Source organism: Arthrobacter agilis (genome assembly GCF_030816075.1).
In the GTDB taxonomy this organism is placed as follows: domain Bacteria; phylum Actinomycetota; class Actinomycetes; order Actinomycetales; family Micrococcaceae; genus Arthrobacter_D; species Arthrobacter_D agilis_E.
Map to the genome: position 1 here is coordinate 1,441,145 of NZ_JAUSXO010000001.1, position 19,226 is coordinate 1,460,370.

Annotated in this window: 17 protein-coding genes; 12 read left to right on the forward strand and 5 right to left on the reverse strand. The window is 70.8% G+C overall.

All coding sequences use genetic code 11. The annotated features are described in order from the left end of the window. The 11 genes from prcA to QFZ50_RS06550 all read left to right on the forward strand — a co-directional run bounded on the left by prcA (position 1) and on the right by QFZ50_RS06550 (position 13,225). A complete protein-coding gene (prcA, locus tag QFZ50_RS06500; protein ID WP_307082930.1) occupies positions 1 to 783 on the forward strand; it encodes a proteasome subunit alpha in 783 nt (260 codons plus the stop codon). Further along, positions 783 to 2,144 carry a Pup--protein ligase gene (gene pafA, locus QFZ50_RS06505; protein WP_307082931.1) on the forward strand — a complete coding sequence of 454 codons (1,362 nt, stop codon included), beginning with the start codon at positions 783 to 785 and terminating at the stop codon, positions 2,142 to 2,144. Before prcA ends, pafA begins: the two co-directional genes overlap by 1 nt. 145 nt (positions 2,145 to 2,289) lie before the next feature. After that, positions 2,290 to 3,225, forward strand: coding sequence for an FKBP-type peptidyl-prolyl cis-trans isomerase (locus QFZ50_RS06510; protein ID WP_307082932.1), 936 nt, complete (start codon positions 2,290 to 2,292; stop codon positions 3,223 to 3,225). 47 nt (positions 3,226 to 3,272) lie between these two features. Further along, a complete protein-coding gene (locus tag QFZ50_RS06515) occupies positions 3,273 to 3,668 on the forward strand; it encodes an FKBP-type peptidyl-prolyl cis-trans isomerase (protein WP_307082933.1) in 396 nt (131 codons plus the stop codon). Positions 3,669 to 3,786: 118 nt separating this feature from the next. Further along, positions 3,787 to 5,775: a helix-turn-helix transcriptional regulator gene (locus tag QFZ50_RS06520; RefSeq protein ID WP_307082934.1), complete on the forward strand. Its 1,989-nt coding sequence runs from the start codon at positions 3,787 to 3,789 to the stop codon at positions 5,773 to 5,775. 9 nt (positions 5,776 to 5,784) lie between these two features. Next, positions 5,785 to 6,135 (forward strand): hypothetical protein, encoded by a 351-nt coding sequence (locus QFZ50_RS06525; RefSeq protein ID WP_307082935.1) that lies wholly within the window; start codon positions 5,785 to 5,787, stop codon positions 6,133 to 6,135. A 37-nt stretch (positions 6,136 to 6,172) separates the two neighbouring features. Further along, positions 6,173 to 6,538: a Sec-independent protein translocase subunit TatA gene (gene tatA / locus QFZ50_RS06530; RefSeq protein ID WP_307082936.1), complete on the forward strand. Its 366-nt coding sequence runs from the start codon at positions 6,173 to 6,175 to the stop codon at positions 6,536 to 6,538. 69 nt (positions 6,539 to 6,607) lie between these two features. Beyond that, the gene (gene tatC / locus QFZ50_RS06535) at positions 6,608 to 7,393 is read left to right on the forward strand and encodes a twin-arginine translocase subunit TatC (protein ID WP_307086696.1); all 786 of its coding nucleotides are present in this window, start codon (positions 6,608 to 6,610) and stop codon (positions 7,391 to 7,393) included. A gap of 127 nt (positions 7,394 to 7,520) precedes the next feature. Next, complete coding sequence (locus tag QFZ50_RS06540) at positions 7,521 to 10,346, forward strand: DEAD/DEAH box helicase (protein ID WP_307082937.1); 2,826 nt, start codon at positions 7,521 to 7,523, stop codon at positions 10,344 to 10,346. Positions 10,347 to 10,393: 47 nt separating this feature from the next. Further along, positions 10,394 to 12,031 carry an amidohydrolase gene (locus QFZ50_RS06545; RefSeq protein ID WP_307082938.1) on the forward strand — a complete coding sequence of 546 codons (1,638 nt, stop codon included), beginning with the start codon at positions 10,394 to 10,396 and terminating at the stop codon, positions 12,029 to 12,031. 468 nt (positions 12,032 to 12,499) lie between these two features. Continuing rightward, positions 12,500 to 13,225 carry a polyprenol monophosphomannose synthase gene (locus QFZ50_RS06550; protein WP_307082939.1) on the forward strand — a complete coding sequence of 242 codons (726 nt, stop codon included), beginning with the start codon at positions 12,500 to 12,502 and terminating at the stop codon, positions 13,223 to 13,225. A gap of 88 nt (positions 13,226 to 13,313) precedes the next feature. Here QFZ50_RS06550 and QFZ50_RS06555 read toward each other — a convergent pair whose 3' ends face one another. The 4 genes from QFZ50_RS06555 to QFZ50_RS06570 all read right to left on the reverse strand — a co-directional run bounded on the left by QFZ50_RS06555 (position 13,314) and on the right by QFZ50_RS06570 (position 16,429). Beyond that, positions 13,314 to 13,661, reverse strand: a complete 348-nt coding sequence (locus QFZ50_RS06555) for an RNA polymerase-binding protein RbpA (RefSeq protein WP_104051092.1) — start codon at positions 13,659 to 13,661, stop codon at positions 13,314 to 13,316. A 299-nt stretch (positions 13,662 to 13,960) separates the two neighbouring features. Further along, positions 13,961 to 14,893: an SPFH domain-containing protein gene (locus QFZ50_RS06560; RefSeq protein ID WP_307082940.1), complete on the reverse strand. Its 933-nt coding sequence runs from the start codon at positions 14,891 to 14,893 to the stop codon at positions 13,961 to 13,963. A 74-nt stretch (positions 14,894 to 14,967) separates the two neighbouring features. Continuing rightward, on the reverse strand, positions 14,968 to 15,450 hold the full coding sequence (locus QFZ50_RS06565) for an NfeD family protein (RefSeq protein ID WP_307082941.1): 483 nt from the start codon (positions 15,448 to 15,450) through the stop codon (positions 14,968 to 14,970). A gap of 103 nt (positions 15,451 to 15,553) precedes the next feature. Continuing rightward, positions 15,554 to 16,429, reverse strand: a complete 876-nt coding sequence (locus QFZ50_RS06570) for a methyltransferase domain-containing protein (RefSeq protein ID WP_307082942.1) — start codon at positions 16,427 to 16,429, stop codon at positions 15,554 to 15,556. 61 nt (positions 16,430 to 16,490) lie between these two features. On the opposite strand from QFZ50_RS06570, the gene QFZ50_RS06575 reads away from it, so the two are divergent. Beyond that, complete coding sequence (locus QFZ50_RS06575; RefSeq protein WP_307082943.1) at positions 16,491 to 18,533, forward strand: S9 family peptidase; 2,043 nt, start codon at positions 16,491 to 16,493, stop codon at positions 18,531 to 18,533. An 18-nt stretch (positions 18,534 to 18,551) separates the two neighbouring features. Here the strand turns inward: QFZ50_RS06575 and QFZ50_RS06580 are convergent, their stop codons facing one another. Further along, positions 18,552 to 19,172 carry a peptide deformylase gene (locus QFZ50_RS06580; protein ID WP_307082944.1) on the reverse strand — a complete coding sequence of 207 codons (621 nt, stop codon included), beginning with the start codon at positions 19,170 to 19,172 and terminating at the stop codon, positions 18,552 to 18,554. Between the last annotated feature and the right edge of the window lie 54 nt (positions 19,173 to 19,226).

Genomic DNA, 19,226 nt, shown 5'->3' on the forward strand with positions numbered 1-19,226 from the left:
ATGACCCAGCAGTTCTACGTCTCCCCGGAACAACTCATGAAGGACCGCGCGGACTTCGCGCGGAAAGGCATCGGCCGTGGCCGGTCGGTCGTGGTGATGAGCTGCCGCGACGGGATCGCCCTCGTGGCCGAGAACCCCTCGCCCTCGCTGCACAAGCTGGGGGAGATCTACGACCGCATCGCGTTCGCCGCCGTCGGCAAGTACAACGAGTTCGAGAGCCTCCGGCAGGCCGGCGTGCGGTACGCAGACGTGCGCGGCTACTCCTACGCCCGCGAGGACGTCACGGCCCGCGGGCTCGCCAGCGTCTACGCGCAGAGCCTGGGCGCCGTCTTCACCGCGGAGAGCAAACCGTTCGAGGTCGAGCTGGTGGTCGCCGAGGTGGGCCACAGCCAGGACGCCGACCATCTGTACCGCCTCACCTTCGACGGCTCCATCGCCGACGAGTCCGGGTTCGTGGTCATGGGCGGCGCGGCCGACGTCGTCGTCGAGGCCCTGCGGGGCACCTTCTCGGCGGATCTCGCCCTTCCCGGCGCCGTCCGGGCCGCCGCGCGCGCCCTGCGGAACGGCGGCCCCGCCGGCACGAACGGTACGACCGGCACGACCGGTACGAACGGGACGGCCGGCGAGGGTGACCGGACCGGCGCACCGGCACTCGATCCCTCGGTGCTCGAGGTCGCCTTCCTCGAACGCGATCCCGACACGCTGCGCGGCAGCCGCCGCGCGTTCCGCCGCATCGGCGGCCCCGAGCTCGAGAACCTCCTGCAGCAGGAACAGGACATCTGATGGACCGGCGCATCTTCGGAGTGGAGACCGAGTTCGGCATCTCCTACTCGGGCCCCAACTCGCGGCCGCTCTCACCCGAGGAGGTGGCCCGGTACCTGTTCCGCAAGGTTGTCAGCTGGGGCCGGTCCTCCAACGTGTTCCTCACCAACGGATCACGCCTGTACCTGGACGTCGGCTCCCACCCCGAGTACGCCACCGCGGAGTGCGACGACCTCGCCCAGCTCGTCGCCCACGACCGCGCCGGCGAGCTGATCCTCGAGGACCTCGTCTCCGAGGCGCAGCGCAAGCTGGCGCAGGAGGGCTACGACGGCAAGATCTACCTGTTCAAGAACAACACGGACTCCGCGGGCAACTCCTACGGCAGCCACGAGAACTACCTCATCCCCCGCAAACTCGAGTTCGCCCGCCTCGCCGACATCCTCATCCCGTTCCTCGTGACCCGCCAGCTCCTCGTCGGCGCCGGCAAGGTCCTGAAGACGCAGACCGGCTCCCTGTATGCGTTCTCGCAGCGCGCCGACCACCTGTGGGAGGGCATCTCCTCGGCCACCACCCGGTCCCGGCCCATCATCAACACGCGCGACGAACCCCACGCCGACGCCGAGCACTACCGCCGGCTGCACGTGATCGCCGGCGACTCCAACATGTCCGAGACCACGATGCTGCTGAAGATCGGCTCCGTGGACCTGCTGCTGCGCATGGTGGAGGCCGGCGAGGTGATGCGGGACTTCCGGCTGGAGAACCCCATCCGCAGCATCCGGGAGATCTCCCACGACCTCACGGGTCGTCAGGTGCTCAAGCTCGCGAACGGCCGGCACATGACGGCGCTCGAGATGCAGCGCGAATACCTCGCGCGGGCGACGGCGTTCGTCGACCGGAACGGCGCGCACAACAAGCACGTCCCGACCATCCTCGACCTGTGGGACCGGGTACTGGACGCCATCGAGACCGGGAACACCTCCGGCATCGACACGGAGGTGGACTGGGCGATCAAGAAGAAGCTCATCGACCGCTACCTGGCGCGCTCCGGCGGGGACCTCGACTCGGCCAGGACGGCCCAGCTCGACCTCACCTACCACGACATCTCACGCTCCCGCGGGCTCTTCTTCCTGCTGCAGGCCCACGGCGAAGCGGCGCGGGTCGTCGACGACACCGCGGTCAAGGAGGCGGTGGATGTGCCCCCGCAGACCACGCGAGCCCGGCTGCGCGGGGAATTCGTCCGCCGGGCCAAGGAGGCGAACCGCGACTACACCGTCGACTGGGTGCACCTCAAGCTCAATGACCGGGCGCAGCAGACCATCCTCTGCAAGGACCCCTTCACGTCGGTCGACGAACGCGTGGAAGCCCTCCTGCAGCAGCTGTGACGCGGACCGGCACACCCGTCCGCAGGCCGTCGACGGGCGTCAACCGTGGGCGCCGAGGAGAAACCGTGCGCCCGAGCCGCTAGGCTTGTCAGGGCCCTTTGTTCCGCGGGCGGCCTCACCTGGACACCAACCTGAAAGTGGTTCTGTGCGCAAAGTTCTAGCAATCCTCCTTCCGCTGCTGCTGTTGCTGACGGCCTGCGGCGGCGAGACGACGGGAAAGTCGGCGGGGGCGGCGGGGGTGTTCGATTCGGTGACGGTGTCCGGGGGGTCGGATGAGGAGGCGCCGACGGTGGAGTTCGAGTCTCCCCTGGATACCAGTGCCGCGGCGGCGAAGACTGTCGCCGAGGGTGAGGGTGAGCAGATCCAGGAGGGTCAGCAGATCCGGGTGCAGTTGGTGGCCCTGAACGCCGAGGACGGGTCGGTGCTCGGTGACACCTACAGTCAGGGCCAGCCGCAGGTGCTGCCCCTGGATGATGCGTTCAAGAGCGAGTTCCCCGAATTGTTCGAGGTCCTGACCGGTACGAAGGTCGGGGCGCAGGTCGCGTTCGTCGCGCCCGCCCCGCCGGCGGCGGAGGGTGCCCCGGAGACCCCGGAGCAGGTCCTGGTGCTGAAGGTGATCTCGGCCGAGCAGCCGCCGCCGGAGCCGGAGGTCCTCGCGCCCGAGGACGTCAAGGGCCTGGACGAGGAGGGCCGCCTGCCGACGTTCGCGTTCGATGACAAGGGGGCCCCGGAGGTCACGATCCCGGACAACGACCCGTCCGAGGATCTCGTCGTGAAGGTCCTGGAGGAGGGTGACGGGGAGGAGATCGCCGAGAGCGATACGATCACCGCGAACTACACGGGGTGGACGTACGCCGATGGGCAGAAGTTCGATTCCAGCTTCGATCGGGGGGAGCCGGCGAGTTTCCCGCTGAACGGGGTGATCACGGGCTGGACGAAGGGCCTGGCCGGGCAGAAGGTCGGTTCCAAGGTCCTGCTGGTGATCCCCGAGCCGTGGGCGTATCCCAACGCCGGGCAGGGCCAGCCCTCGGGCACCCTGGTCTTCTACGTCGAGATCGTCTCCAAGGACGCCGCCAAGTAGTCCCCAATCCGCACCATCCACCACGCCCTTCCTACGAGAGGAAACCCATGTCCTTCGGACAGCGCAACTTCGACCGGCAGAAGCCGGAGATCGACTTCCCCGCCCACGACGTCCCCACCGATCTCGTCATCGAGGACATCATCGAGGGGACCGGGGACGAGGCCAAGGCCGGGAACACCGTGTCCACGCACTACGTGGGCGTCGCGTTCTCGACGGGCGAGGAGTTCGACGCGTCCTGGAACCGCGGGGCGCCGCTCGACTTCCGCGTGGGCATCGGCCAGGTCATCCAGGGCTGGGACCAGGGCCTGCTCGGCATGAAGGTCGGCGGACGCCGCCGCCTCGAGATCCCGTCCCACCTGGCCTACGGCCCGAGCGGTGCGGGTTCGGCGATCGGCCCCAACGAGGCGCTGATCTTCGTGGTGGACCTGCTCGCCGTCCGCTAGCACCATCGGCCGGCACCGTGCCGGCCGGTCTTCCAGCACCATCGTCCAGGAGGGACGCAGGTCAGCCCCGGTTGGCGTGCGTCCCTCCTGCCGCGTCGAGGAAAGGTAGGGTTTCCCCGTGTCCGCAAAACGAACCGAACGCCTCCTCACCCTGGTGATCATGCTCCTGTCGAGCCGCCGCGGGTTCACGAAGGAGGAACTGTTCGAGGAGATCGACCTGTACCGCGAGGCGACGTCCGTCGCGGCCCGCGAGAAGCTCTTCGACCGCGACAAGGCGGCCCTCCGCGAGCAGGGCATCCCGCTCGAGGCCTTCAGCGAGGACACCCTGTTCGACAACGACAACACGGTGCAGCGCTACCGCATCGACGCCGAGGACTACCGCCTCGGCGGCGTCACCTTCCAGCCCGAGGAATACGCGGTCCTCAACCTCGCCGCAGGCGTGTGGGACCAGGGCTCCCTCGACTCCGCGGCGTCCAGGGCCCTGCGGAAGCTGAGCTCCCGCAGTACCGACGGCGGCATCGAACTCACGCCCCTGATCCAGCCCCGCATCACCACGGACGCACCCTACTGGGACGTCGTCTGGCAGGCGCTCACCTCCCGGGCGCCCCTCCGCTTCCCCTACCGGGCCGCCAGCACGGGGCGTGAGGAGCTCCGCACGATCTACCCGTGGGGCATGGGGGCCCGTTTCGGCCACTGGTACGTGGTGGGCTTCGACACCACGCGCAACGCCGAGCGCTTCTTCCGCCTCTCCCGCATGACCGGGGAGCCCGTGGTGCTGCCGGGCACGTTCGACGTCCCGGCGTCCTTCGATATGAACCAGACGCTCGCCTCCCTCTCCCGCAGCGAACCCGACCGCACGGCCGTCATCGCCGTCCGTCCCGGCTCCTGCCAGGTGCTCAGGGTCCGCAAGGACGCGGAAGTGCTGCAGACGGGTGAGGAGTGGGACGTGCTGCGCGTGCCCTATGCGGCGTCGAGCCCCATGGCGGCGACCGTCGCGGGACTGGGCACCAACGCGAGGGTGCGGGAACCCCAGGATCTCGCCGCGGAGGTCGGGCGGCTGCTCGACGGCGCCTACACGGCCGCGATCGCTGCGCCGCACGGCCTCGAGATCACGCAGGGGGTGCGGCCCGCGCCGCGGCGGAAGGCCTCCGCCCAGGATCATCTGCTCCGCCTGCTGGACCTCGTGCCCTACCTCCTGGCCCACCCGGGCGCCGAGGTGGGCGAGACGGCGCGGAAGTTCGACGTCAGCGAGAGCCAGCTCACCAAGGACCTCGACCTGCTGTTCGTGAGCGGGCCCCGGCACTACCCGGACGGCCTGATGGACGTGAACATCGAGGACGGGCGGATCTACCTGACGAACGCGCGTGACCTCGCCGAGCCGGTGAAGCTGAGCATGGACGAGGCCTGCTCCCTGATCGTCGGGCTCCAGGCGCTCCGCGAGCTGCCCGGCATGAGGAACAACGAGGCGATCGTCAGCGCCCAGACCAAGCTGACCGCCGCCGCCGGGGACGCGGCCCGCATCGGCACGGCGGTAGCCACCAAGCTGACGGAGGACGACATCGATCCCACCCTCGAGGTGCTGCAGGCCGCCCTGCACTCGCGGGTCCGGGTGGAGGTCGACTACTTCGTGCCGACGCGCGACGAGATCACCCACCGCCTCCTCGAGCCCATCCGGATCTTCCTGCACCAGGACACCTGGTACCTCGAGGCGTGGAGCGTTGACTCCGACGGGCTGCGGAACTTCCGGCTGGACCGCATCCAGCGCGCCGTGCTGACCGACCAGCCGGCCACCGCACTCGTGGACGAGGAGTCCCTCGCCCGTGACCGGCGGGCGGCCCTGCCGTACCGGTCCGGCGACACGGACCAGGCCGTCACGCTGCTGCTGGAGCCCCGGGCGCGGTGGATCGCGGCGCAGTACAACGCGGACGCCGTGGAGGAACTCGGCGAGGACCGCCTCGCCGCACGCCTCAAGGTGGCCTCGAGCGCCTGGATCCCCGGGCTGGTGGCCGGGCTCGGAGGGTCGGCCGCCGTCGTCGCCCCGGACCAGCTGCGCGAGGAGACCCTCCGATGGCTCGAGGCGGCCAGGGCCCATCAGGCCCTGGCCTAGACTGAAGCCATGCTCTGGTGGATGTGGGTCGTGCTGTGGGTGGCGCTGGTGGCCGTGAGCGTCATCTTCCTCGCCGTCGTCGGGTTCCGCGTGTTCCGTCGTGGAATGCGAACTCTCGGTGAATTCGGGGAGGCGATGGACCGCCTCGAGGTGAACGTGCCGACCGACGACACCCCCGCTCCACGCTCAGCCGGGGTGCCCGGGATCCCCGTGCCCGCCGTGTTCTCCCGGCCGGAGGACATCAGCGCCGCCCGCACCCTCGCCGGCATCCGGCGGGCGGAGGACCGCCGCAACCGGCGGATCATCAGGCGGGCCGGCCGCGGGCAGCCACAACTCCTGCAGGACATGCCCCACCTGTGACCTAAACTGTTGGGGGGACCAACGAGAGGAATTGGGCATGAGGCTCGAAGGCTGGCACATCGTCATCATCATCGTTCTTGCGATCGTTCTGTTCGGCGCTCCGAAGCTGCCGGGCCTGGCGCGCAGCGTCGGTCAGTCCCTGCGGATCTTCAAGTCCGAGGTGAAGCAGATGAAGGACGAGAACAACACCCCGGACGCCGGGACGGATCCCGTGGAGGGCCGGGTCGTCAGCAACCCGTCGCCGCAGACCTACACCCCGACCTACCAGACGCCCGTGCAGCACCCGGGCCAGCCCGGCCAGCAGTACGGCCAGCAGGCACCGCACCATGCGGCCGAGGGCCGCACCGAAGGCACCCAGGCAGGCCCGTCGCAGCAGGGCAGTTCCCCCGCCGCCGGCCAGTAGGTCGGACACGTCCCGGTGTCACCAGCAAAGGGCCGCCCGCGCGGCAGGAAGGCCAACCCCGAGGGGCGGATGGCCCTCAAGGAGCACCTCCGCGAAGCCCGCAACCGGCTCTTCAAGTCGGCGATCGCGGTCATCCTCGGCACGGTGGCCGGGTTCTTCGTCTACGAGCCCGTCCTGCGGGCACTGGCCGCGCCGATCATCGCGATCAACGCTCAGGAGGGCAGGACCGCGTCGCTGAACTTCGACAGCGCCGCCTCGCCGTTCGACCTGCTCATCCAGGTCTCGGTCTTCCTGGGCCTGGTGCTCTCCAGCCCCGTGTGGTTGTACCAGTTGTGGGCGTTCATCACCCCGGGGCTGAAGACCAAAGAACGCCGGATCGCGCTGGCGTTCATCGCCGTCGCCTTCCCCCTGTTCCTCGGCGGCATCACCCTGGCCTGGCTGATCCTGCCCAACGCGGTGCGGGTCCTGACGGAGTTCACGCCCGAGGACTTCTCCAACTACATCAGCGTCTCCGTGTACTTCACGTTCGTCCTGCGGCTCATGCTCGCGTTCGGCATCGCGTTCCTGCTGCCCGTGATCCTCGTGGGCCTGAACATGGTGGGCCTGGTGTCCGGGAAGCAGATCCTCAAGGCCTGGCGGATCACCGTGTTCCTGGTGTGCCTGTTCGCCGCGATGGCCGCGCCCGGAGGGGACGCGCTGAGCATGTTCTACCTCGCCGTGCCGCTGCTGCTGCTGTTCTTCGTCGCCATCGGGCTGTGCCTGCTCAATGACCGGCGCCGCGCCCGGCGGAACGCCGCCCGCGAGGCCGCCGTCGAGGCCGGCGCCGACACCGCCTCACCCCTCGACGCCCTGTGACCTCGACCCGCGCCTGATCCGGCCCCCGCGGACGCGCTCCCGGCACGCTCCGCAAGCACGCCCGACGCCCCGACGGTGCACCAACCCGCCGCGTGCCCGGCCCGGGCCGAGCGTCTAGGGTGGAAAGATGACCACCCCCGCGGAGAGATACGCCGCTGCCAAGGCCCGGACCGAGCGTTCACGGACCCAGCTGTTCCAGTTCGCGCAGACGCTCGGCTTCGAGCTCGACCCGTTCCAGCAGGAGGCGTGCTCGGCCCTCGAAGCGGGCAGGGGAGTGCTCGTCGCGGCGCCCACCGGCGCCGGCAAGACCGTGGTGGGCGAGTTCGCCGTCTTCCTGGCCCTGCAGCAGGGCCTGAAGGCCTTCTACACCACACCCATCAAGGCCCTCAGCAACCAGAAGTACTCGGAACTGGCGGCGGTGCACGGCGCCGACCGCGTGGGACTGCTGACGGGCGACACGAGCATCAACGGTGACGCCGACGTGATCGTCATGACCACCGAGGTGCTGCGGAACATGCTGTACGCGAACTCGGACGCACTCGACAACCTCGGCTACGTGGTGATGGACGAGGTGCACTACCTCGCCGACCGCTTCCGTGGGGCGGTGTGGGAGGAAGTGATCATCCACCTGCCCACCGAGGTCAAGCTGGTCTCCCTCAGTGCCACCGTGTCGAACGCGGAGGAGTTCGGCGCCTGGCTGGACACCGTCCGCGGCGACACCGACGTCGTCGTGTCCGAACACCGTCCGGTCCCGCTGTGGCAGCACGTGATGGTCGGCCAGAACCTGATCGACCTGTTCGCGGGTGACATCGCGTTCGACGAGGCCGCGCCCGTCGGGGCAGGGACGGGCGCACGGGACCAGTACGACGTGAATCCCGAGCTGCTGGAACTGGCGAGCAACGAGATCCGCCTGAACCAGCGGGCGAACTGGGGCGGCGGCGGCGGACGGCGTGGCAAGCAGCGCAACGGCCGCGGGGGCCCGCCGCAGGTCAGCGCGGTGCGGCGCGCCACCCGGCCCCAGGTGATCAGCGCCCTGGACCGCGCGGACCTGCTGCCCGCCATCACCTTCATCTTCTCCCGGGCCGGGTGCGAGGCAGCCGTGACGCAGTGCCTGCACGCCGGGCTCTGGCTGACCACCGAGGACGAACGCGACGAGATCAGCGAGACGATCGACCAGGCCACCCTGGACATCCCGCGCGACGACCTCGAGATCCTCGGCTTCTGGACCTGGCGGGAAGGCCTGATCCGCGGCTTCACGGCCCACCACGCCGGGATGCTGCCGACCTTCAAGGAGATCGTCGAGCGCCTGTTCGCCGCGGGCCTGGTCAAGGCGGTGTTCGCCACCGAGACCCTCGCCCTCGGCGTCAACATGCCCGCCCGGACCGTGGTGCTCGAGAAGCTCGACAAGTTCAACGGCGAGGCGCACGTCGACGTGACCGCGGGGGAGTACACGCAGCTCACCGGCCGCGCCGGCCGGCGCGGTATCGACGTCGAGGGCCATGCGGTGGTGCTGTGGCAGCCGGGCACCGACCCGGGAGCCGTCGCGGGCCTCGCCTCGCGCCGCACGTACCCCCTGAACTCGAGCTTCAGGCCCACCTACAACATGAGCATCAACCTGATGGCGCAGTTCGGGCAGGAACGCTCCCGGGAGATCCTCGAGACGTCCTTCGCCCAGTTCCAGGCCGACCGTTCCGTCGTCGGCCTCGCCAAGCAGGTGCGCAGCCGCGAGGAGTCGCTCAAGGGTTACGAGAAGTCGATGACGTGCCACCTCGGGGACTTCCGCGAGTACGCGAACCTGCGGCGCGAACTGACCGACCTCGAGTCGCGGGCGTCGCGGGACCGGTCCCGGACCCTGCGGTCCGCGGCCGAGACCTCGCTGGAGGCACTCCGTCCGGGTGACGTGATCGACGTCCCCGGGGGGCGCAGCCAGGGCTACGCCGTGGTCCTCGACAGTGACACGTCGAGGGAGCCCCGGCCCACGGTGCTCACGCTCGAGACGCAGATCCGGCGCGTCGGCGTGCAGGACCTCGACGGGCCCGTGGAGGTCCTCTCCCGCGTGCGCATCCCGAAGCACTTCAGCGCGCGCAGCCCGAAGGACCGCCGCGACCTCACCTCGTCCCTGCGCAACGCGCTGGCGGAGAACCGCCCGCCGCGCCGGGGTGCCGACCGCGTCTCGGCCGGTGCCTCGGCGTCCGCGGCCGCCGAGGAGCGCGCCATCACCGACCTCCGCCGGCGCCTCCGCGCCCACCCCTGCCACGGCTGCAGCGAGCGGGAGCAGCATGCGCGCTGGGCGGAACGGTGGTGGAAGCTGCGCCGGGAGACCGACACCATCGCCGGCCAGATCCGCGGCCGCACGAACACCATCGCCAAGACCTTCGACCGCGTCTCGGAGGTCCTCGGCCACTACGGGTACCTCGAGTACACCGACGACGGCGTGTCGGTGAGCGCGTCGGGCCAGAAGCTCCGCCGCATCTACGGCGAGAAGGACCTCCTGATCGCGCTGTGTATCGAGGAGGGCGCGTTCAGCGACCTCGACGCCGCGGAACTCGCCGCCCTCACCACGGTGCTCGTGTACCAGGCGAAGCGCGAGGAGCGGGGGGTGCGCCCGGTGATGCCGAGCGTGTCGCTCGAGGGCTCCGTGGAGACGATCATCCGGCAGTGGTCGCAGCTCAACGACGTCGAGGAGCAGCACCGGCTGCCCGTCACCAGCGAGCCGGAACTCTCGCTCGTCTGGCCCATGTTCAAGTGGGCGCAGGGCCGTTCCCTGCAGGCCGCCCTCAGCGGTACGGAACTCGCGGCCGGCGACTTCGTGCGGTGGTCCAAGCAGGTCATCGACCTCCTGGACCAGGTGGCCAAGGTGCCGGACCTGCCGGGCAACCTGCAGCAGACCTGCGTACGGGCCATCCGGCTGGTGCGCAGGGGTGTGGTGGCATACTCGAACATCAGTGAGTAGTCCTCCTCAAGGGACACACCGACCACAGAAAGCCGCCCAGCATCCCCATGCCCAGTCCCCGCCCCACACCCGTCCTCTACCGCAACGGCTCCGTGTACAGCCCTGCCGACCCCTTCGCCACCGCCATGCTCGTCGACGGCGGGACGGTCGCCTGGGTGGGCACCGAACACGCCGCCACGAACCTCGCGGGTCCGGGCGTGCGCACCGTCGACCTGGACGGCGCGCTGGTCGCCCCCGGCTTCGTCGACGCCCATACGCACACCACGGAGACGGGCATCGCCCTGGGCTCGATCGACCTGACGGCGTGCCGCTCGCTCGCCGGGCTGCTGGACGCCGTGTCCGCCGCCGCGGCGTCCGGGGCGGCAACGATCCTCGGCTTCGGGTGGGACGAGTCGCAGTGGCCGGAGCGGCGCGTCCCGACGGCGTCCGAGCTCGACCGGGCCGGCGACGGCGCCCTCGTCTACCTCGTGCGGGCAGACATCCACTCCGCCGTCGTGTCCGGCGCCCTCGCCGCGGGGCTGGGCCTCGCCGGCCTGGACGGGTGGGACGACGGCTTCGTGGTCCGGGCGGCCCACGAAGCCGCCCGGCAGGCCACCCGCAGCCTCACGCCCGAGCAGCGCCGGACGTACCAGCAGGCAGCGCTCCTCCACGCCGCGGGCCAGGGGTACGTGGCCGTCACGGAGATGGCCGCGCCGCACATCGCCCCGCGCGAGGACCTCGAGACCCTCCTGTCCATCGACGGCCCGGGGCACGAGCTGCCCCTGCCCGAGGTCATCCCGTACTGGGCGCAGCTGACGACCTCCCGCGAGGAGGTGCGCGACCTCATGCAGGGCTTCGGGGGCCGGCTCGCGGGTCTCGCCGGGGACCTGAACGTGGACGGGTCGATCGGATCCCGCACCGCCGCGCTCCGTGAGCCCTACAGCGACGACCCCGGCAACCGCGGAACCCTCTACCTCGACGGGGACGCCGTCACCGCACACCTGCTGGCCACCACCGCCGAGACCGTCCAGGCCGGCTTCCACGTCATCGGCGACGCCGGGCTCGACGTCGTCCTGCAGGGCCTGGGGGCCGCGGCGGCGGATCTGGGGCTGGAGGAGGTCCGCCGGGCGCGCCACCGCCTGGAACACGTGGAGCTCGCCGACGATGACGCCATCGCCGCCCTCGTGCACTACGGTGTCGCCGTCAGCGGGCAGCCGGTGTTCGATGCCCTGTGGGGTGTCGAGGACGGGCTGTACGGGCAGCGGCTGGGGGAGCGCAGCGCCGGGATGAACCGGTTCGCGTCCCTCCTCGCCGCGGGCGTCCTGGTGGCACTCGGATCGGACAGCCCCGTGACGCCCCTCGACCCCTGGGCCTCCGTGCGGGCGTGCCTGCAGCACAGCAGCCCCTCGGAGAACATCTCCGCGCGGGCCGCCTTCATCGCCCACACCCGGGCCGGCTGGCGCCTCTCGGGCCGCAGCCCGATGATGGGCCAGCTCGCGCCCGGGACGCCGGCGTCCTTCGCCGTGTGGAAGGTCGATGAGCTGATGGTGCAGACGCCGGACAACCGTGTGCAGTCCTGGAGCACCGATCCGCGTGCCGGTACGCCCCTGCTGCCCGCCCTCGACACCGAGAACGCCCCGCTCTGCCTCGAGACCGTGCACGACGGCCGGCGCCTGTACGCCGTCGACGGCTTCGCGGACGCCTAGGGGGACGAGCGGGCCGTGCCGTCACCCGTCCCGCCGACGGGACCGGTACAGCCTCCTGACCTGCGACGAAGGACGTCGTCGCAGGTCAGGACGCTGTTGACTCTCACTCCACAGCACGTAAGCTGTGGCGGTACGGGTGAGAAGACCTCCTCCGGGAGGGAACCTTGCCGGTCTCCTGAGCGCAATGCATCGGCCTTCTGAACGGCGCGTGTTGCCCAGCCAGGCGGAGCCGGCACTCAGGGGCAGGTCCACGTGTCAGTAGAAAACGGCGTTGTCATCCGTGGCGCTGCCGGTACGAAGGTACGTGGATCTGCCCGCCCCGCCCACCGCCCCGGCCCGTTGCGGCCCGTCCTGGCCCGTGCGGGCGTTCCCCGGAGCACGGGGACGGTCGCCTATACTTGCACACTGGCTCTGCTGTGTGCGGAGCAGTCCCTGCGCGATGCGCACCCCTGATGGAAAGGCCTTTGCGTGCGAGTCGTCACGATCATCCCCACCTACAACGAGATCGAGTCGCTCCCGCTGACCCTGGCGCGGCTGCGCGCAGCAGTTCCCGCATCGGACGTCCTGATCGTGGACGACAACAGCCCCGACGGCACGGGCGACCTCGCCGACCGCGCCGCGGCAGCGGACGACCAGGTGCACGTCCTGCACCGCACCGGCAAGGAAGGCCTGGGCGCCGCCTACATCGCGGGATTCCGCTGGGCGCTGGAGCGCGACTACGACGTCCTGGTGGAGATGGACGCGGACGGTTCGCACAGGCCCGAGCAGCTGCAGGACCTTCTCGACGCGGTGGACCGGGCCGACCTCGTGATCGGCAGCCGCTGGGTGCAGGGCGGCAGCGTGGTGAACTGGCCCGCGCACCGCAAGCTCCTCTCCCGTGCCGGCAGCACCTATTCACGCTTCATGCTGGGCCTGCCCGTCCGTGACATCACCGCGGGGTTCCGCGCCTTCCGGCGCTCCACCCTCGAGGCCCTCGACCTGTCCGCCGTCGAATCGGTGGGCTACGGCTTCCAGGTGGACATGACCTTCCGGGTCGCCCGGTTGGGGCTGACCATCGTCGAGGTCCCGATCACCTTCGTGGAACGCGAGCTCGGCGCGTCCAAGATGAGCGGGAACATCGTGTTCGAGGCCGTCGGGAACGTCACGCGCTGGGGCCTCGGAGCCCGCTGGAACAAGCTCACCGGACGCCCCTAGCCCGTCCGTCCGCCGTCGGCACCAACGACAAAGGCACCCGCCATGCGGCGGGTGCCTTTCTCGTCGTGCGTGTCGGTCGGCCGACCGGTCAGGCGGAGCGGCGCTCCCCGCGACGCTCGCGCAGGATCGTCAACCGGTCCTGGAGGATCTGCTCCAGTTCCTCCACCGAGCGGCGCTCGAGCAGCATGTCCCAGTGCGTGCGGACGGGCTTGTCGTTCGAGGTGTCGGGCTTCTCGCCGTCGACGAGGAGGGCTTCCTTGCCGGTCTTCGAGACCCAGGTCGCCGGGATCTCCGCCTCGGACGAGAAGGTCACGAAGACCCGCTCGCCGTCCTCGCAGCGGTACTCGACCCGCTGCCGGGGAGCCGGCTCGACGCCGGATTCCGTCTCCATCGACTGCGCTCCAAGGCGCATGCCGCGCAGGCTGCGATCGCTCATGATGATCTCCTCATTCCCGTGGCCCGCTGGGGCCGTTGCCGCTGTTGTTCACCGGAGGTGTGCGCGGGCCGTGCCGCCGACACGCCCGGTACCGCTCCCGCCCGTGGGGCGGAAGGGAAGCTGTCTGTATAACACCGTCCGCCGCAGGGATGTTCCCGCGAGCGGAGGGATAAACACCTAAGTGTACAGGGGTGGTCGGCGGGCTCGCCGGGCGGGGCGACGAGCCGGTCCACGGGCGCCCGCACGGCGATGGCCGCCACCCTTCGGGTCGCGGCCATCGTCGTCGGTCGGACACCCGATCAGGAGCGGGAGACCATCTCCGGTCCGTCGGACGGGGAATCCGGGGTGGTGGTGCCCAGGACGTTGCCGATGCCCTTGAGCGCCTCGCCGACCTCGCTCGGGATGATCCAGAGCTTGTTCGCCGACCCGTCGGCGAGCTTGGGGAGGGTCTGCAGGTACTGGTACGCGAGCAGTTTCTGCGTCGGGTTGCCCTTGTGGATGGCGTCGAACACCTTGTGGATGGCCTGGGCCTCGCCGTCGGCGCGCAGGATCGCGGCTTTCGCGTCGCCTTCCGCCGCGAGGATCGCGGCCTGGCGCTGCCCCTCCGCCGTGAGGATCTGCGACTGCTTGGTGCCCTCGGCGGTCAGGATCGCTGCGCGGCGGTCGCGCTCTGCACGCATCTGCTTCTCCATGGAGTCCTGGATGGACAGGGGAGGATCGATGGCCTTGAGCTCGACGCGGCCCACGCGGATGCCCCAGCGGCCCGTGGCCTCGTCGAGGACGCCGCGGAGCTGTCCGTTGATCTGGTCGCGGGAGGTGAGGGCCTCCTCCAGGTTGAGGCCGCCGACGACGTTCCTCAGGGTGGTCGTGGTCAGCTGCTCCACGGCCTGGATGTAGTTGGCGATCTCGTAGGTCGCCGCGCGGGGGTCGGTGACCTGGAAGTAGACGACCGTGTCGATGGACACCACGAGGTTGTCCTCGGTGATGACGGGCTGGGGCGGGAAGGAGACCACCTGCTCGCGGAGGTCGAGCAGGGGCAGCAGCCTGTCGACGAACGGGATCAGGATCGTCAGGCCCGGATTCAGCGTGCGCTGGTACTTGCCGAGCCGCTCCACGACGCCCGCGCGGGCCTGCGGGATGATCCGCACGGACTTCACGAGGACGACCAGGACGAAGATGATGAGGACGACCAGGACTACCGTGAGCCCGATCGTTCCGGCGGAACCGTTCATGAATCCCCTTTGTTGATGTGGTGCGCCCTGCCGGCCGGGAGCAGGCGCGGACGCGGAGAAGGAGGCGGGCCGCCCTAGGCGTCGCCGGCAGGCGCGGGGCGGCTGTCGGGAGCAGCGGCGGGCTGGACGACGGCGGTGGCGCCGTCGATCCTCGCCACGGACAGGCGCGTCCCGGCGGGTAGCGCGGCGCCGTCGGCCGAGCGGGCGGTCCACGTGTCACCGCCGATCTTGACGGTGCCCGAATGGGCCGTGACGGGCTCGAGGGCGAGCGCCGCGGCGCCGACGAGGCGCTCGATGTTGTTCAGCTGGTCCGCCGGGCCCTTCCTGAGGTGCCGCACGGCGACCGGGCGCACGAGCAGGATCATGAGGAGCGCCACGACCGCGAACACGACGATCTGCAGCACGAGCCCGGCCCCCACGAAGGTCGCGACGAGGGCGGCCAGTGCGCCGACCGAGAGCATGAGGAAGAACAGGTCGAGGGTCAGGGTCTCCACGGCGGCCAGGCCCAGGAACAGGACCAGCCACAGGATCCAGCCGTTGTCGAGCAACCACTCCATCGCGCATCCCCTCGCCTGCGTACCGCAGCAAGCGGCCGTCGGTCCCATTCTGGCAAACCGCTCCGACAATACCTAGGGTGCGGGCGCCTGCGGGGCCGAGTTGTTACCCTTCCGTGCCGTCCGGGGCTCCGGAGGGCCGGCCGGGCCTGGCCAGGACCTGGACGGTGAAGCGTGCTGCCACCTTGAGCGGTGCGGCGGAGTCGTCCCCCGCCGGGCCCTCCGCCCGCGCGTGCCGCGCCGCCGGGCCCATCACGAGCGCGGAGTGCGCGAGGTCCGGCGGCAGGGACAGGTCGTAGTCGAGCTCTTCGCGTCCCGTCTCCACGAGGGAGCCCTCGAAGGAGGCCAGTACGTCGTCGGCCTTGTGGGCCGGCACCGAGAGCAGGGGTCCCACCGCCTCGAGCCCGGCGAGGTGCCCTGGGCGCGGCGTCACGACGACGAGGCACCCTCCCGGGGCCAGCACGCGCACGAACTCCCCGGGGTTCCTGGGGGCGAACACGTTCAGGAGCACGTCCACCGACCCGTCCGCCAGCGGGAGCCGCCGCCAGACGTCCCAGACGACGCTGAGGCCGCCCGGCAACCTGCGGGCTGCGCGCCGCAGGGCGATCTTCGAGATGTCGAGGGCGACGGGGAAGCACCCGGGCGCCTCGTCCACCAGTCCCTCCAGGTAGTAGCCCGTGCCCGCGCCGGCGTCCAGCGCCACGGCGGGCGCCGCCGTGTGACGCCGGGCGGCCCCGACGACGGCCCGTCGCAGGGGAGCGTAGGCGCCCGACCCGAGGAACTGCTCCCGCGCGTCCACCATCTCGGCCGTGTCGCCCTCGAAGGGCGACCCGCGGCCGGTCAGCAGGTTGAAGTAGCCCTGGCGGGCTGCATCGAAGCGGTGCCCGGACGGACAGGGCCAGGGTGCGGCCGGCCTGCTCGAGCGCGGCGGCGCAGACCGGGCAGACCAGGAGGGGGCGGAGGAGGGCGGACACCGTTCCATCCTAGGGATGACCCGAGGCTTACCGTTGACTCAGGCCACTATTTCGGGTCTAGTCGGGAGGGTGAAACCAGACCAGATCGACCTCCTGACCACCACGGGCTCGCCGACGCTCCACCCGGACGGCTCCCGTCTGGTGGTCGCCGCGACCCGCCCCGACTTCCGCGCCGACGCCTACGTGGGCCAACTGTGGGAGCTGACGCTCGACGGCGGCCGCCGTCGGCTGACCCGCGGCTTCCGCGACACCGCGCCCCGCTACTCGCGCGACGGCGGGCTGCTCGTCTTCCTCCGTGCAGCACAGGGCGGCAAGCCGCAGCTGTTCGCGATGCACGCCGCGGGCGGTGAACCCGTGCAGCTCACCGACCAGCCGCTCGGCGTCGCGCACTTCGACATCTCGCCGGACGCGACGACGATCGTCTTCGCGGCGCGCGTGCCCGAGCACGGACGCTACGGCACCGTCGACGGCGTCGGGGCCGGACTGGAGGACCCCCGGCTGATCACCGGGTTCAAGTACCGGATGAACGGCCTGGGCTACACGACGGACAAGCGCTCGCAGCTGTTCACCGTGGCGGTGCCCAGCCTCGACGCGGAGCCGTACATCGCCGCCGTCGGCCGGTTGAAGCAGGAGCACCAGGACGGGCCGGGCGCGCTCGAGGAGCAGGGAGCGGTGCCGGCGGCGCTGCAGCTGACGACGGCGGACGCCGACCACCTCGAGCCCGCCTTCTCCGCCGACGGGCAGCGGATCCTCTTCACGGCCGCCCTCGCGCAGGACGCGGATTCCACGCTGGTGTCCGACCTCCACTCGATCGCGCCCGACGGCGGCGACCGCCGGCAGCTGACCAACCTCGACGGCGGCACGCTCCTCGGGTGCAGCGCGCCCCGGCCCAGCAGCGACGGCGCGTGGCTGTTCTTCCTGGCGTCGGACCTCTCGCCGTCGGGACTGGATTTCGTGGCCCGCAACACGGCCCTCTACGTCCAGCCGACCGACGACCCGCAGGGCGTCCGGCGGCTCACCGACGCGGAGACCGTCGACGTCGGCGACGTGCAGGAGATCATCGCGGACGGACCGGACTCCGTGCTGGTGGTCAACCGCTCGCGCGGCAGGGGCGAGCTGCTCCGCGTCTCGGCGGCCGGGCGGAGCGACACGCTCGTCACCGGGCCCACCGTCGTGACGGGTGCTGCGACGGCAGCCGGCACCGTCGTCGTGGCCTACACCGACCCGTCGACCGCCGGCGACGTCGCCGTCGTCGAGGGGGGCGCCCTGCGCCCCGTCTCGGACTTCTCGGCCGACCTCCACGGTCGGACGCGCGTGGCGGAGCTGCAGGAACGGTCCTACCCGGCGCCCGACGGCACGCCCGTGCACGGGTGGGCGGTGCTGCCCGAGGGCGAGGGGCCGCACCCGGTGCTGCTCGTCATCCACGGAGGCCCGTTCGCCCAGTACGGGTGGGGCTACTTCGACGAAGCCCAGGTGTACGCGGCGGCCGGCTACGCCGTGCTGCTGTGCAACCCGCGTGGCGCGGCCGGCTACGGGCAGGCGCACGGGCGCGTCATCAAGGAGGCGATGGGCACCGTGGACCTCGACGACGTCCTGGCCTTCCTCGACGGCGCACTCGCCGAGTTCGATGCGATGGACGACGTGCGGCTCGGGGTGATGGGCGGCTCCTACGGGGGCTACCTCACCGCGTGGACGATCGCGCACGACCACCGCTTCCAGGCCGCGATCGTCGAGCGGGGATACCTCGATCCGCCGTCGTTCGTCGGGTCCTCGGACATCGGCTGGTTCTTCTCGGAGCAGTACACCGGCACCGATCCCGCGCACGTCGCGGAGCAGAACCCGTTCGCGAAGATCGGCCAGGTGCGGACCCCCGCGCTCGTCATCCACTCGGAGGAGGACCTGCGGTGCCCGATCGAGCAGGCGCAGCGCTACTACACGGCGCTCAAGAAGCAGGGCGTCGAGACCGAGCTGCTCGTGTTCCCGGGTGAGACCCACGAGCTGTCGCGGTCCGGGTCCCCGTGGCACCGGCGGCAGCGCTTCGAGCACATCCTGCGCTGGTGGGCACGCCACCTCCCCACGGCGGCGAACCCGGCGGACGCCCCGGTACCGTAGCTGCTCGGCGGCGGGGGCTCAGAAACCGAGCCCCTGCCGCGCGACGTCGACGGTCGGTTGCGCCCACCGGCCGTGCTCCCGGTCGGCGGTCAGGGACCGCAGGACCGCCCGGTCCAGGTACAGCTGCCCGTTCAGGTGGTCGGTCTCGTGCTGCACGATCCGCGCCGCCCACCCCTCGAGCTCCGTCCTGGTGCTGATGCCGTTGGGCTGCGTGTAGGTGGCCAGGACGCGGGCGTGGCGCTCGACGACGGCCTGATAGCCGGGCACGGAGAGGCACCCCTCGTAGAACGCGGCGACGGCGTCGCCCACGGCCTCGTAGCGGGGGTTGATGAGGACGGTGAAGGGCAGGGGAGTGCGGGCGCGCGCCTCGGCGACGGCGGGATCCTGGACGCCCGGGTCCTCGAGGACGGCGATCCTCAGAGGGATGCCGATCTGCGGTGCGGCGAGACCCACGCCCGGCGCCCCGTGCATGACGCGCCGCATCGTGGAGATCAGCCGGCCCAGCGCGTCGTCGTCGAGCTGGCCGTCGAAGTCCTGGGCCGGATGCCGCAGCACGGGGTCCCCCGCGCGGACGATCACGGGCAGGTCCTCGGCCAGGACGGCCTCCACCCGCTCCGCGAGCGCCGCGGGCGGAAGCATCGTACGGACATGGTTGCCTGGAGCATCTGCAGTCATTCCTCCAGCAAAGCACAA